Source organism: Frigoribacterium sp. CFBP 8754 (assembly GCF_014841815.1).
In the GTDB taxonomy this organism is placed as follows: Bacteria; Actinomycetota; Actinomycetes; order Actinomycetales; family Microbacteriaceae; genus Frigoribacterium; species Frigoribacterium endophyticum.
In genome coordinates this window covers 752,359-767,278 of sequence record NZ_JACYUO010000002.1, presented here as the reverse complement: position 1 = coordinate 767,278, position 14,920 = coordinate 752,359, and the positions used below count along the sequence as shown (strand labels likewise).

The following is a 14,920-nucleotide window of genomic DNA, read 5'->3' as shown; positions in this document are numbered from 1 at the left end:
GGGAGCAGCCGGGACCTCGGGTGGTGCTACGCGCCGCCGCCGGCGGTGAAGATGTCCTGCGAGATCTTGTCGAGCTGGGTGCGGAGCTGCTCGAGCTCGGTCTTGGCCTTGTCGAGGGCGGCCTTGGTCTCGGGCCAGGTCGAGCCGCGGAAGGTGGCGGCGAGGGGGCCGTCCCAGACGTTGGCGTCGGAGAGGATGCGGCCCTGGGCGTCGAGCTGGGTGATCTGGTCGGTGAAGCCGCCGTTGACGATCGACTGCAGCTGCTGGATGGCCGTCTTGGCCTGCTCGGTGGAGAGAACGCGAGACATGGTGATGTACCCCTTCATCGTGGTGTGGCCCTGCGCGAGACGCGCCCCCGGGGCCGGAACGAGACGAGACTACCTCGTCTCGTCGAGGATGCACCCTCGTGGACCGATCCGTCGGTCCCCCTTCGGGGGGCGTGCGACCGATCTGTCGGTGCACCGCCTCCGGCTACTCTGGGCGGAGGAACGTCATCACGAGGGGACTGGTCGTCATGACCTGGGGATCGAACGACGGGGGCGTCGCCGTGCGCTCCGACGCGCAGACGAGCACGACGCGGGGCACCGGCTCCGCCCGACGAGGGAGGGCGCTCCGCCGCGCCCGGGGGCTGTCGGCGGTCGCCGTGGTCGGCGTGGTCGCGGTGGTCGCGACGGGCTGCACGGGAGGCGCGCCCGAGGTGACCGACCCCACCCGCGTCCTGCAGTCGGTCGCCACCACCCTGTCGAGCGACGGGTCGATCACGGCCGTCGACAGCACGACGGTCTCCGTCGACGACACCACCGGCACGACCTCGACGAGCAGCACCGAGCACGTGCCCGCCGACGTCGCCGACGACCTGCCGATCCGCGTGAGCACGTCGTACCGTGCCGGCGACCGGTCGGGCACCGACCTCGCCGACCTCGACGGCTTCGACGGGCGGGTCGAGATCGACCTGACCGTCGAGAACCTCACGGTGGCGCCGCAGGAGCTCACCTACGACGTCGCCGGCTCGTCGCGCACCGACCCCGCGCTGGTCGGCGCCCCCCTCAGCCTCGCGGCCTCGACGGTGCTCGAGGGCGTCTCGCCGAGCTCGGTCGTCACCGACGCCTCCGGCGCCGCCGGGGCGACCGACGGCATCGTCAGCACGAACGACGGCGGCGACGCCGTCGTCCAGTGGGGCGCGCTGCTCGCCCCGCCCCGCTCGGGCGCCAGCACGACCCTGCACCTCGTCGCCGACGTCGCGGACTTCCGATCGCCGACCTTCGACCTCGCCGCCCAGGCGGGGCTCTCCACGGACCTCTCCGTCGACGGCGTGCTGGCCTCGGCCTTCGACGACAGCTCGACCAGCGAGCTCGCGCTGCAGGAGCGCACCATCGCCCTCGTCTCCGACGTCGACCTCGTGCTGAGCCGCGCGGGCGAGACGATCACCGAGGTGCGCACCAACCTCGAGAGCACCTCCGACACCCTCGGCGTCCGCACGGCGGAGCAGCTCCGCGACAGCAGCGCCTCCCTCGCGAGCACCATGCAGGGCCTGAGCGGGCAGCTGACCGCTCTCGAGAGCGACCTCGGCGCGACGGTCACCGCCACGCAGTCGACGGTCCTCTCCCAGCTGCAGACGACGGTCACGAGCGTCGACACGCTGCTCGGCGACACGACGGCGACCGCGCCGGCCGTGACGCTCGACGGCGAGGGCTGCGCCGCGGTCGTCCCCGCCCCCGAGCAGGCCGGCAGCGTCTACGGCAGCCTCCTGCAGATGGCGACGCAGCTCGACGCCTACGCCCAGGCCAGCGCGCTCTGCCGCGACGAGGTCTCGGCGTCGCTCGCATCGACGGTCGGCCCGGCCGAGCCCACGGCCGAGATCTGCGCGACGCAGCAGTCGCTCACCTGCTCGCTCTACGGCTCCTCGCTGCTCGTCACCCTCGCACTCGTCGGCCTCGTGGGCCAGGGCGAGGAGCTCGCCGAGTCGCTCCAGCCCGAGCTCGCCGACGCCGCCCTCGACCGTCACGCCGACGTCACGGCGGACCTCGTGGACCTCTCCGCGCAGATCGAGGCCCTCGCCGTCGACCCGTCCGACTCGGCCGTGGCCACGGCCCTGACCGCCCTCGACGCCACCGTGACGTCGGTGCGCACCAGCACCCGCACGCTGCGCGACCAGGTCGACGGCCTCCACGACCGCGCCGAGAGCGCCCGCCGCGAGATCGGCGACGAGCAGCAGATCGGGTCGATGCGCGCCCAGGCGGAGAAGGTCGCCGCCGAGCTCTGCGACGTCGTCCAGGACGGCGGCGGGGGCCCCGGCATCAGCCGCGACGAGGTGGAGCGCCTCCGCTCCTACCTGGTCGCCGAGGGCTGCGCCGACGACGGGGGCACGGAGGTCGAGCCGGGGCAGCCCGCCCCGACGCCGGTCCAGCTCGATGCACCCTTCCCGTACCGCGCCTCCCTCGCCGAGCGCCTCGACGACCAGCTGGCAGCCTGGGACGACGTGGTCGCGATCACCGACGTCGACGACGACACGCAGGGCCTCGGCCTCGTGCTCGCCGACCTCGACGAGCAGGGCGACGACCTGGCCGCCGCGGCGGCCGACGTCCGTCGCGCGGTCGCCGCGGGCGACGGCTCGGTCGACGGCGCCGTCGAGCAGCTCCGCGAGGCCGCTGCCGTCACCACTGCCGACACTGCCGACCTGGGCGTCCGCCTGGAGCGCGTCCGCACCCAGCAGCAGGGCCTCGCCGACCAGGTCGAGGAGGCGTTCGCCGACACCTCGGAGGACGTCGCCGAGCAGGTCCAGGCCCTCGTCGGCCAGCAGGTGCGCGTCGTCGCCGAGCAGGGCGCCGTCAGCCAGGCCTCGGTCGTCGACGCCTTCACCCGCTCGATCGCCGGCCTCACCTCCACGTCGGACGTGGTCGTCGGCGACGCCCGAGAGACCATCGAGGAGCAGCGCGGTACGATCGACGAGCAGACGGCGGCCCTCACCACGGCCGTCGACGCCCAGACGGCCTCGACCCTCGAGCGCATCGCCCAGAGCACGGCCTCCTCGACGCGCGACGTCGACGGTGCCCGCACGCTGCTCACGGCCGACCTCGCCGCGGTCATGCTCGACCTCGGCGACCGCCAGGTGAACGGCTCCGGCATCCTCGGGGCCATGGCCACGAGCGCCGCGAAGTCGGACACTGCCGACTACCAGCTGGCCCTCGCCTCGAAGAGCGCGTCGGGCTACGCCAACATCCGCGCGGAGGACGTCGCGGGCATCATGCGCGAGCAGGCGCAGTTCACGGCGTCGGTCGACGCCGCGGCCACGCTGCCGGCGTTCCACCTCGACGTGCCGGCCGGCGCGACCTCGACCACGTTGTGGTCCTTCCGGATCGGAGCCGACCAGTGAGCCACGCCAGCCCGTCCGACGCCTCCTCCCGCAGCACGGCCGCGGCCGAGCCGGCCGAGCAGACCGGCGTCGACGAGACGCGTCCGCGGCGCCCCCGTCGCCGCCTCCTGCTCGCGGCGGGAGCCGTGGTGGTCGTCGCGGCCGTCGTCGTCGCGGTCGTCGTGGCCGTGCGCGGCGACCAGCGTGCGGTCGCCGACCCGGTGCCGGCCTCCGTGCCCGTGGCGATCCGCGCCTCCGACGTGCCCGACGGCACGACCGTCGGCGTCGTGATCACGCTGGGGCAGGGCGAGGGCTCTGCGTGGGCCGCAGCCGCCCAGGGCGGCCTCGTCGCCGAGCGCCGTCTCGAGCTCGGCGGCAGCGACGTGTCGCTCTCCGTGCAGGACGACGGCGGCAGCGCCGAGGGCGCCCGCGCGGCCGTCGAGGTGCTCGTCGCCGACGGCGTCGCCGGCATCGTCGTCGCCAGCTCGGGCAGCCACGTCTCCGGCGCGGTCGACGCCGCCCGCGAGGCCGGCGTGCCCGTCGTGCTGCCCTACGCGGAGGTGCCCGGCGGCTCCGGCGAGGGAGCCTGGTCGACCGCGCCCGACGCCGCCGTCACGGGCGCCGCCCTCCAGGCCGCGCTCGGCGGGTCGACGCACACGCTGCTCGTCGACCTCGGCGGCGGCAGCCCGGCCGGCGTCGCCGTGGCCGACATCCTGGTCGCCTCGGCCGTCGGCGACGACACCGCGGTCGCCGACGAGGTCGCCCGGCTCGCCGGCGCGGCACCGTCGACCGACGTCGACCCCGACGCCCCCGCGGAGGCGGCGCCCCCCGCCGTCGCCGTCCCCGCCACCGCCGTGCTGCTGAGCGGCTCGGCCACGCGCCAGGCCGCCCTCGTGGCCGCCCTCCAGTCCGCCGACCTGCCCGTGCCGGTCGTGCTGACGCCCGAGGCGACGAGCCCGGCGTTCACCGCGGCGCTGAGCGAGCGCGGCGGCAGCCTGGCCGGCGACCTCACGACCGTGGGCGTGCAGACCGACGACGCCGTGGCCCTCCGCTCCGACGCCGCCGGCCGCACGATGTCGGCCTTCCTGGCCGGCGTGCGCGTGCTCGCCCGGGACGGAGACGCCGTCAACCTCACGGGCGACCAGCCCTTCTCGGCCGTGGCCGCGCAGGCCGACTCGCGCAGCCACGACGCCGTCCTGGCGCTCGTCCGTGCCGTCTCGGCGGCCGGCAGCTCCGACCCGGCCGAGGTCTCCGCGGCCCTCGGCTCGCTCTCGCTCGTCGCCTCCGACGGCATCGCCGGGCCGGCGCTCGACTTCGGCGCCGACGAGCCCAACACCGGCGAGGTCGAGGTGCTGCACGCCTCCTCGGAGGCCCTCGGACTCCGCCCGGCCGCCGACGCCGGGGTGGCCCGCCTGGTCTGGTTCGCCGGGCCGACGACCGACTAGCACCGCCCGGGCGGCGTCGTGGTCCACGCCGCCGCCCCCGCACCGACGACGAGGCCGACCCCGCTCGGCCCGCGGCACGAGAGGGAGACCCGCATGCGCGTGGTGATCGAGCTGGACGACCAGCGACGCAGCGTGGAGGTCGACCGCTGGCGCGGCTCCGCGACCCTGGCCGAGCTGGTCGAGGCCGCGGGCTGCTCCGTCGGGCCCGACGACGACCTGTTCGTCGACGCCTCGGCCGTGTCGGTCGGCACGCCGCTGCGCGAGCTCGTGCTGCTCGAGGGGTCGCGCGTCGCCCGCACAGCCACGACGCGGCCGGCCCGCGTCGCCGGCTGGAACGTCACGCTCGCCGGCGGGCTCGCCGTGGGGCGCGTGGTCGAGGTGCCCCGCACCCGCCCGCTCGTCGTCGGCCGCTCGCCGCAGGCCGACCTCGTGCTGCCGACGGCCAGCGCCTCCTGGGAGCACTGCACGGTCGAGCTCGACGACGACGGCGTGCTGATCCGCGACTCCGGCTCGACCAACGGCACCGTCGTCGCCGGCGAGAAGGTGGGCGCTGAGGGCGTCCGCGTCACCGAGGGCACCACCGTGATCGTGGGCGGCGCGGTGCTGATCGTGCGCCCCGACCTGCCCGAGTCGACCGTGCCGGCTCCTGGCTCGCTGCACAACCTCACACCCGCCGCGACGGCGCCCTTCAACCGCCCGCCCCGCCCAGGCCGCGTGGGCGAGATCGAGCCCGTGCTGCCGCCCACCCGCAAGGACGTGCCGCCGGCCTCGAAGTTCAGCGTCATCACCGTCGTGGCGCCGCTCGTGCTGGCCGGCGCCATGGTGCTGCTGCTCGGCGACGCCCGCTTCGCGCTCTTCGCCCTGCTCAGCCCGGTGATGGCCATCGGCATGTACTTCGAGCAGAAGCACCGCCGCAGGAAGAACCTCGAGGAGGAGGAGGAGCGCTTCGCGACCGCCGTGGAGGCGTTCCGCCGCGAGATCGCGGACGCTGCGGCCCAGGAGGTGCGCCGCCGTCAGGAGCTCGCCCCCGACCCGGCCACGGTGCTGCGACGCCCGGCCGTGCCGACGACCCAGCTGTGGCAGCGCCGCGCGGGCGACGACGACTTCCTCGCCCTGCACGGCGGCATCGGCGACGTGCCCTGGAAGCCCGAGGTCGACGACCGCGGCGTCTCCCGCCGCGACGAGAAGGTCAAGGAGGCGCTCGAGGCCGGCCTCCTGCCCGCCGCGCCCGTCGTCGTGGACCTCAGCGACGCCGGCGTGGTCGGCATCGTCGGCGACCGGGCCGGGGCGCTCGCCCTCGCCCGCAGCCTCCTCGTGCAGGCGGCCGTGCACTGCGGGCCCGCCGACCTCACGGTCGGCACCTTCTGCGACCGTGGCCGCGAGGCCGACTGGGAGTGGGCCTCCTGGCTGCCGCACACCCGCCGCGCGGGCAGCAGCACGGGCGAGCGGTGGATGTCGGCGCAGCGCGAGGCGAGCGCCTCCGTGCTCCGTGGCCTCCGCGAGACCGTCGACGAGATGCCCACCCCGGCCCTGCTCGTCGTGCTCGACTCCGAGGTGCTCACCGAGGGTCGCGACGCCCCGGCCCGCGCCCTGCTCGGCCACGGCCGGAGCGTGCCCGGCGTCAGCCTCCGCCCGGGCGAGCGGCCGCACCGCGTCAGCGGCATCGTCATCGCGACCTCCGAGGAGCAGCTCCCGGCCGCCTGCACCAGCGTCATCGTCGTCGGCGACGACGCGGCCGCGACCGTGCACCGCCCGGAGGACCGCGCCCGCGTCGACGACGTCGTGCTCGCGGGCGTCACCCTCGAGGCCGCCGAGGAGTGCGCCCGCCACCTCGCGCACTTCGACGACCCCGAGCTGATCGTGCCCGGCGCTTCCCTGCCGTCGCTGGTGCGCCTCCCCGAGCTGCTCGGCCACCAGGCCCTCGACGCCCAGGCGATCCGCGCGATGTGGGCGGCCGACACCGGCGTCTCGACGCCCATCGGCTCCGCCGAGACGGGCGTGCTCACGCTCGACCTGGTCGAGGACGGCCCGCACGGCCTCGTCGGCGGCACCACCGGCTCGGGCAAGAGCGAGTTCCTCCGCTCGCTCGTCGCCGGGCTCGCGGCGCGCAACGACCCGACCCGCCTCACCTTCGTGCTGATCGACTTCAAGGGAGGCGCGGCCTTCAAGGCCTGCGAGCGCCTGCCGCACACCATCGGCACCATCAGCAACCTCGACGAGCAGCTCGCCGACCGGGCGCTGCGGGCGCTCGAGGCCGAGATGGAGCGCCGTCAGCGCGTCTTCGCCGAGGCGGGGGACGACGTCGACAACCTCGACGCGTACCTCCGCACCGGTCCGGCGGAGCCCATGCCGCGCCTCCTGCTGGTGGTCGACGAGTTCGCGATGCTCGCCAAGGACTTCCCCGACGTCCTGTCGTCGCTCGTCAGCGTCGCGGCCGTGGGCCGGACGCTCGGCGTGCACATGATCCTCGCGACGCAGCGCCCCGCCGGCGTCGTCAACGAGGACATCCTCGCCAACACCAACCTCCGCGTCGCGCTGCGCGTGCAGAGCCGGGAGGACTCGAGCAACGTTATCGGCGTGCCCGCGGCCGCCGGCATCGGGCGTGCGCAGACCGGCCGCGCCTACGTGAAGCTCGGCCAGGACGACATCACCCCCGTGCAGACCGCCCTCGTCACGGGCCGCGCGCAGGAGGTCGCCGCGGGCGCCGTCGACGTTCGCGAGATCGGGGCGTTCGGCGTGCCGGTGGCCGCTCCCGCGCCTCCTCGGGCCACGGCGAACGACGCCGCCGACCTCGACGTGCTGATCGACGCGGTCGTGCAGGCGAACGCCGACGCCGGCATCGCGCCGCCGCGGCAGGTCTGGCCGGAGGCGCTGGGCGAGCGGGTCGCGTTGGAGGGCTTCGCCGAGGCGGCCGGGCCCGAGACCGTCGACGCGGTCGCGGTCGCGGTCGCGGCCGCAGCCGGCGCCGCCCCCGCCGTGCCCGCCCTGCCCGCTGAGCCCGCCGTGCCCGTCGTGGGCGGCGTCCGGGGCGACCTCGTCGCCGTGGCCCTCGCCGACGAGCCCGACCTGCAGCGGCAGAGCCCCGCCGGCTGGCGGCTCGACGAGGGCAACCTCATGCTGCTCGGCATCGTCGGCAGCGGCACGAGCACGACCCTCTCGAGCATCGCGCTGACGATGGCCCGCGAGACCTCGCCCGACGACCTCGACCTCTACGTGCTCGACATGGGCTCGCGCGGCCTCGCGCCGCTCGCCGACCTGCCGCACACCGTCGCGTACGTCGGCTCGGGCACGGGGGCCAAGGAGCAGCAGGCGCGGTTCCTGCGGCACCTGCGCACCGAGCTCGAGGTGCGTCGGGCGTCGCCGGGGACGGGGAGGCGCGCGGTCGTCCTGCTGGACGGCCTGGCCGCCCTCCGCGACGAGTACCAGGACTACGAGGGGCAGCAGCTGCTCGACCTGCTCTACCGCGTCTACGCCGACGGCCCCGGCCTCGGCCTCTCGTTCGCCGTGTCGACGACCCGTGCCAAGGCGGTGCCGTCGGCGATGGACGAGGTCACGACGCAGAAGTGGCTGTACCGCCTCGCCGACCAGTACGACTACGCCTCCTACGGCATCCGGGGCAAGAGCGTCCCGGCCGCGGTGCCCGGTCGCTGCGTCGACACCGTCACGGGGCTGCAGATGCACGTCGCGACGCCCGAGGGCGACCTGGCCGCGGCCGTGGCGCAGGTGCGAGGGGCCTGGGCCGGCACGCCGCCGAAGGCCAACGCCATCGGCCAGCTGCCCGACGACGTCCGCGTCGACGAGCTCGACCTCGCGCCCGTGCTCACGGGCGAGCCGTGGCTGCTGCCGATCGGCATCGGCGAGGACGACCTGACCCCCGCGCAGCTCGAGGTCTACGAGGGCGAGCACGTGATGATCGCCGGGCCCGCCCGGTCGGGCAAGTCGACGTTGCTCTGCGCCCTCGCCGAGTCGATCCGCGCCCTGCCCGGTGACCGGCCCGCGGTCTGGGGCATCGGCGACCGGCGCTCGCCCCTCGCGACGGCCGGGCTCGACCGCGTCGCCGTGGGCGTCGACGAGGTCCCGGCGCTGCTCGCGTCGCTGCGGCTGGAGCGCGGCCCGGTCGTGCTGCTGATCGACGACGCCGAGCGGTTCGACGACGCCGACCAGTCGATCGCGTCGCTGCTCGCGAGCCGCACGCCGGTGACGGTGGTCGCCGCGGGCCGGTCCGCCGACCTGCGCACCCTCTACAGCCACTGGACGAAGACGGTCCGCAAGGCCCGCTGCGGCGTGCTGCTGCAGCCCGACGTCGACTACGACGGCGACCTGCTCGGCGCCACCCTGCCGCGGCGCGCGCCGGTCGCGCTCAGCCGCGGGCGCGGCTACGCCTGCGTGGGAGGCGCGGTGCGGCTCGTGCAGACCATCAGCCCGAGCGCCTGATCCTCGGAGTGCGGGCGGGCGGCGGTCTGCAGACCACTGCCGGCCGGCGGCTCTCCGCGGGTCAGTCGCGGGCGGTGATGCCGAACGTCGAGCTCTCGAGGGCCGTGAAGTTGCCCACGGTGGCCCGGAGCACGCACTGCGGGGCGATCGACAGCGCCGTCACGACGAGGCCGTCGGTCGAGACCGCCAGGGCCCCGGAGCACCCGTCGGCGAAGCGCACGCCCGCCTCGCCGCCGGCGACGTCCTGCAGCATCTGCGAGGGCGTGCCCGTGCTGGGGCTCGTGTAGAGCGGGTTCAGCTCGTCGGGGCCGCTCGGCCAGACGGGCACCAGGGTGACCGGCAGGGCCGTCTGGCTGACGGTGCGCGACGGGGTCGTCACGACGACGTCGCGGAGGCGCTGCACCGGGTACGCCGTGCCGCTCACGCGGTCCGACCCGACGGCCTCGCTGGTCGCGGTCGCCGCGGCGTCCAGCCACTCGTCGAGCGCCGCGGCGTCCGCCACGGCGAGGGGGAACGTCGCCTCGACCTCGACCGAGCCGCCGGCGGGCACCTCGACGCCCGACACCGTCCAGCCGCACGGTGCCGAGACGCCCGTCAGCGACGGCTGGTTGCGGGTCGCCGAGACGGGCCCCTCGGTGGAGCTCCACCGCACGGGCGGGCACGCGGCGTCGGAGTCGAGCCCCGGCACGACCTCGAGCAGCGGGCCCGAGAGGGGTGCGGCCTGCGCCGACCAGGTGATCGCCAGGGTCACCGTGCCGGCGGCGGTGTCCGAGGAGGCGTCGCGCGAGACCCCGAGGCCGGTCGGCAGCGCCTGGTCCTGCTGGTTCGCCGTGGCGCTGGCCGTGGCGGGCGCGGACGCCTCGCCGCCCATCCCGGACGGCACGAGCACGACGAGGCCCACGACCAGCGCGACGACGAGCAGCACGCCGACGCCGCCGAGGGCCGCGACGCGTCCGGTGAGCCAGCCGGGTCGCGACCCGGCGAGCTGACGGACGCGCTCGAGCCGCGGGGGCGGGGGAGCGTCGACGACCGTGGCCGGCTCGGCGACGGGGCGTCGCAGCGGCCGCACCACGGTGGCCGAGCCGTCCGTGCCCAGGTCGGGCCGCGCCTCCTGCACCTCGGGTGCGACGTCGGTGCCGTGGGCGAGCGCGCTCTCGAGCTCGGCGGTCGACCCGTCGGAGGCGCCGCCTCCCGAGGCCGCGGCGCCGCGCACGATCGTCGCCGGACGCTCGATCTCGTCGAAGCCCTCGGGCGCCTCGACGGCGGCCAGCGCGGGCAGGTCGGCGTGGGCGGCGGCGAGGCTGCGCAGGCGCTCGGCGGCCACGGCCGCGGCGGGGCGCGCAGACGGGTCCTTGGCGAGCAGGCCGTCGATCGCCGCCCAGACGTCGCCCGGCAGGTCGAGCCGCGGGGGAGTCGAGGTGACGTGGCGGTAGGCGACGGTGAAGTCGGTGCCCGGACCGGCGAACGGCGTGCGCCCCGCGAGCAGCTGGTAGAGCATGACGCCGGTCGCGTAGACGTCGCCGGCGGGCCCCGAGCGCCCGTTGCTGATGAGCTCGGGCGCCATGTACTGCGGGGTGCCGAGGAGGCCTGTCGTGCGGCGGTCCTGTTCGCCGACGACGGAGGCGATGCCGAAGTCGCTGACGCGCACGGCGCCCGCGAGCCCCGGGTGCCAGGGCTCGGCGAGCAGCACGTTGTCGGGCTTCACGTCGCGGTGCGAGACGTCGCGCTGGTGGGCGGCGGCGAGAGCGTCGAGCACCTCGGCCGCGATGGTCAGGGCGTCGCGGGCGGGCAGCGGGCCGGACCGCTCGAGCAGGTCGCCGACCGAGCCGCCGGGCACGAGGTCCATGACGATGGCGAGCCGGTCGCCCTCGACCACGAGGTCGCGAACGCGCACGATGCCGGGGTGCCGCAGCGAGACGAGCACCGAGCGCTCGCGCACGAATCGCTCGACGAGCCCGGGGTCGGCGGCGTGCTCGGGCTTCAGCAGCTTGGCGGCGACCTGGTCGTCGTGCGGAGCGACCGTGGCGCGCCACACCTCGCCCGCCGCTCCCGAGCCGATCAGCTCGACGAGGCGGTACGACGCCCCCAGGGCCTCGCCGGATCGCGACTGCGCCACGTCTCCCCTTCCCCCTCGGACGGCGGGGCCCCCGCCGTCGCCCCGGGGCCCATCCTACGGCGACGCCCCCTCGTCGGCAGGCCCGAGACGGTGCCGTGGCCGACCCCGAGCGGGGGTCAGCGCGTCAGCGCCTGCACGAGGCTCTCCTGCAGGTAGCCGAGCCAGTCGAAGACGTCGTTCATCACGAGGGCGGCCGGGTCGTCGGTCGGCGCCGGCCCTCCGTCGGTCACGCCGAGCCGGCTGCCGAGCACCAGCCGCAGGTCGGTCAGGGTGCGCAGCCACGACTGCTGCCCGGCCTCGTCGAGCCGCGAGGTCGGCGGCGGGCCGAGGTCGTCGAGCACCCGTCGGGCGTTCGCGACCTTGCGGGCGGTCAGGTCGACGGCGGTGAACCTGCGGAACTCGGCCGCCGCCTCCTCGTCGTCCGGGTACGCGGAGGGCAGGAGGCGCGCGACGGCCGGGTCGCCGGGGTCGCCGCCCTCGAGCACGCTCACGAGCTGCGCGACGAGGTCGGCCAGCAGGGCGCGTTCGTGGTCGGGCAGCGTGAGCTCCATGCCGTCCCGGCCGCGACGGAAGGGGATCACTCGTCGGCCTTCGAGACGGTCGCCCAGAGGCCGAAGTCGTGCATCGCCTCGACGTGCCGCTCCATCTCCTCGCGCGGGCCGGTGGCGACGACGGCCCTGCCGGTGGTGTGCACCTGCATCATCAGCCGCTCCGACTCGCGGGCCGAGTAGCCGAAGTAGCTGCGGAAGACGTAGCTCACGTACGACATCAGGTTGACCGGGTCGTCCCAGACCAGCGTGACCCACGGGCGGTCGGGCGCGACGAGGAGGCGCGGGTCGGTCTCGGTGCCGACGCGCGTGTCGTCCAGGGTCTGCGTCACGCCCCCCAGCGTGCCACGCCGCGGCGGTCCGCACGACCGCCTCCGCGCCTCCCGCGCCCCTGCCCGCGGAGGTATGCTCGACGGGTCGCGACTGGCGTTCAGATGGTCGACCATCGGGGAGCGACGCACACACGGTACGTGGCCGTACGCCTGGGCCACCACGCCACCTGAAGAACCGGCACCTCGTGCCGCCCTCGTCCCGTGACCGTGTAGAGAGAGCCCTGCCATGACCCCCCAGAAGACGCCCTCGACCTTCAACGCCCCGCTCAGCGAGGTCGACCCCGAGATCGCCGCGGTGCTCGAGCAGGAGCTCGGCCGTCAGCGCGACTACCTCGAGATGATCGCCTCCGAGAACTTCGTGCCGCGGGCCGTGCTCGAGTCGCAGGGCTCGGTGCTGACGAACAAGTACGCCGAGGGCTACCCGGGGCGTCGCTACTACGGCGGCTGCGAGTTCGTCGACGTCGCCGAGAACCTCGCCATCGAGCGGGCCAAGACGCTGTTCGGCGCTGACTTCGCCAACGTCCAGCCGCACTCGGGCGCCCAGGCCAACGCCGCCGTGCTCTCCGCCATCGCCAGCATCGGCGACACCATCCTCGGCCTCGAGCTCGCCCACGGCGGCCACCTGACCCACGGCATGAAGCTCAACTTCTCCGGCAAGATGTACAAGGCCGTGGCCTACGAGGTCGACCCCGAGACGTACCTCATCGACATGGAGACCGTGCGTCGCCAGGCGCTCGAGCACAAGCCGAAGGTCATCATCGCCGGCTGGTCGGCCTACCCGCGCCAGCTCGACTTCGCGGCCTTCCGCGCCATCGCCGACGAGGTCGGCGCGTACCTCTGGGTCGACATGGCGCACTTCGCCGGCCTCGTCGCCGCGGGCCTGCACCCGTCGCCGCTGCCCCACGCCCACGTCGTCTCGTCGACGGTGCACAAGACCCTGGCCGGCCCGCGCTCGGGCGTGATCCTGTCGAACCACGAGCCGCTCTTCAAGAAGCTCAACTCCGCGGTCTTCCCCGGCCAGCAGGGCGGCCCGCTGATGCACGTCATCGCGGCCAAGGCGACGGCCTTCAAGCTCGCGGCCGAGCCCGAGTTCAAGGACCGCCAGGAGCGCACCATCCGCGGCGCCCAGCTGCTCGCCGCGCGCCTCACCGCGCCCGACGCGAAGGCGGCCGGCATCGACGTGCTCACCGGCGGCACCGACGTGCACCTCGTGCTCGTCGACCTGCGCGCCAGCGAGGTCGACGGCAAGCAGGCGGAAGACCTGCTGCACCAGGTCGGCATCACCGTCAACCGCAACTCCGTCCCGTGGGATCCTCGCCCGCCGATGGTCACCTCCGGCGTCCGGATCGGCACGCCGGCGCTCGCGACCCGCGGCTTCGACGACGCGGAGTTCACCGAGGTCGCCGACGTCATCGCCCTGGCGCTGATGCCCGAGCCCGACATCGAGGCCCTGGCGGCGCGCGTGAAGGCGCTCACCGACGCGTTCCCGCTCTACGCGTGAGCGGCGGCGTCGAGCCGGGAGCCGCGGTCGACGCGGCACCCGGCGCTCCCGCGACGGCACCCGTCGAGCCCGCTGACCGCCCGCTCATCGCGGGGCCGGGCAGCGCGGTGAAGATCGACGGCACGGCCCTCGCGGCCGCCGTCAAGGCCGACCTGCGCGTCCGGGTCGACGCGCTGCGCGCCCGCGGCGTGGTGCCCGGGCTCGGCACGATCCTCGTGGGGGCCAACCCCGGGTCGCTGTCGTACGTGGCCGGCAAGCACCGCGACTGCGCGGAGGTCGGCATCGAGTCGATCCGCCTCGACCTGCCCGACACGGCCAGCGAGGCGGAGATCCGCGCGGCGATCGAGACGATGAACGCCGACCCCGCCGTCACCGCCTTCATCATCCAGCTGCCCCTGCCCGAGGGCATCGACCCCACGGCGATGCTCGAGCTGATGGACCCGGCGAAGGACGCCGACGGCCTCCACCCCGTCAACCTCGGCGAGCTCGTGCTCGCCGTGCCCGGCGGCAAGGGCTCGATCGACACGCCCCTGCCGTGCACGCCGCGCGGCATCGTCGAGATGCTGCGCGCCTACGACGTGCCGATCGCGGGCCGTCACGTGACGATCATCGGCCAGGGCCTCACCGTCGGGCGGCCGCTCGGCCTGCTGCTCACCCGCCTCGAGGCGACGGCCACCCTCACGCACTCGCGCACGGTCGACGTCGCGGCCGAGGTGCGCCGCGCCGACATCGTCGTCGCGGCGGCCGGCGTGGCCGGGCTGGTGCAGCCCGACTGGGTCGCCCCCGGGGCGACCGTGATCGACGTGGGCATCACGCGCGTGCTCGTCGAGGAGACGGGCAAGTACAAGCTGCGGGGCGACGTCGACCCGGCGGTGGCGCAGGTCGCCGGTGCCCTCTCGCCGGTGCCGGGCGGCGTCGGCCCGATGACCCGGGCGATGCTGCTGAAGAACGTCGTGGAGGCCGCCGAGCGCGACGCGTGACGGCGACGCGGCCGCGCGGCCGCGCGGCGGCTGCGGCTGCGCGGCGGCCGCCGCCGCCGGCCTAGATCCGCGCCGACCGTGAACGGGCTAGTACGACGAAGGCGGGCCACCACGGTGGCCCGCCTTCGTCGTGCTCGCCCGTCGTCGAGAGTGCCGGTGGCGCCGGCTAGCGCCGGCTGGCGCCGCTGGGCACCGGCCGGCACCAGCCGGCC

9 protein-coding genes and 1 riboswitch are annotated in these 14,920 nt (G+C 75.4%); of the genes, 5 read left to right on the top strand and 4 right to left on the bottom strand.

Annotation, left to right across the window (positions count from 1 at the left end; translation table 11 throughout):
- Positions 1-26 precede the first annotated feature (26 nt).
- A complete protein-coding gene (locus IFT72_RS09965; RefSeq protein ID WP_056057119.1) occupies positions 27-308 on the bottom strand; it encodes a hypothetical protein in 282 nt (93 codons plus the stop codon).
- A gap of 206 nt (positions 309-514) precedes the next feature.
- Here IFT72_RS09965 and IFT72_RS09960 point away from each other — a divergent pair, with 206 nt between their 5' ends.
- From IFT72_RS09960 to IFT72_RS09950, 3 genes are all read left to right on the top strand, one after another.
- Positions 515-3,373 carry a hypothetical protein gene (locus tag IFT72_RS09960; RefSeq protein WP_192046291.1) on the top strand — a complete coding sequence of 953 codons (2,859 nt, stop codon included), beginning with the start codon at positions 515-517 and terminating at the stop codon, positions 3,371-3,373.
- Positions 3,370-4,797, top strand: coding sequence for an ABC transporter substrate-binding protein (locus IFT72_RS09955; RefSeq protein WP_192046290.1), 1,428 nt, complete (start codon positions 3,370-3,372; stop codon positions 4,795-4,797). The genes IFT72_RS09960 and IFT72_RS09955 overlap by 4 nt, the downstream gene beginning before the upstream one ends.
- A gap of 93 nt (positions 4,798-4,890) precedes the next feature.
- The gene (locus IFT72_RS09950) at positions 4,891-9,231 is read left to right on the top strand and encodes an FtsK/SpoIIIE domain-containing protein (RefSeq protein WP_192046289.1); all 4,341 of its coding nucleotides are present in this window, start codon (positions 4,891-4,893) and stop codon (positions 9,229-9,231) included.
- A gap of 61 nt (positions 9,232-9,292) precedes the next feature.
- On the opposite strand, the gene IFT72_RS09945 is transcribed toward IFT72_RS09950, so the two are convergent.
- From IFT72_RS09945 to clpS, 3 genes are all read right to left on the bottom strand, one after another.
- Positions 9,293-11,347: a protein kinase gene (locus tag IFT72_RS09945; protein WP_192046288.1), complete on the bottom strand. Its 2,055-nt coding sequence runs from the start codon at positions 11,345-11,347 to the stop codon at positions 9,293-9,295.
- Between the two features lie 116 nt (positions 11,348-11,463).
- Entirely contained in the window at positions 11,464-11,928 is a 465-nt protein-coding gene (locus tag IFT72_RS09940) for a DUF2017 domain-containing protein (RefSeq protein WP_371741243.1), read from the bottom strand.
- Entirely contained in the window at positions 11,925-12,227 is a 303-nt protein-coding gene (gene clpS / locus IFT72_RS09935) for an ATP-dependent Clp protease adapter ClpS (RefSeq protein WP_056057109.1), read from the bottom strand. The genes IFT72_RS09940 and clpS overlap by 4 nt, the downstream gene beginning before the upstream one ends.
- A 77-nt stretch (positions 12,228-12,304) precedes the next feature.
- A riboswitch (ZMP/ZTP riboswitch) is annotated at positions 12,305-12,390 on the top strand.
- A 63-nt stretch (positions 12,391-12,453) separates the two neighbouring features.
- Here clpS and glyA point away from each other — a divergent pair.
- Positions 12,454-13,728 (top strand): serine hydroxymethyltransferase, encoded by a 1,275-nt coding sequence (gene glyA, locus IFT72_RS09930; protein WP_056057107.1) that lies wholly within the window; start codon positions 12,454-12,456, stop codon positions 13,726-13,728.
- Between the two features lie 86 nt (positions 13,729-13,814).
- A complete protein-coding gene (locus IFT72_RS09925; protein WP_056059029.1) occupies positions 13,815-14,708 on the top strand; it encodes a bifunctional methylenetetrahydrofolate dehydrogenase/methenyltetrahydrofolate cyclohydrolase in 894 nt (297 codons plus the stop codon).
- Positions 14,709-14,920: the final 212 nt, after the last annotated feature.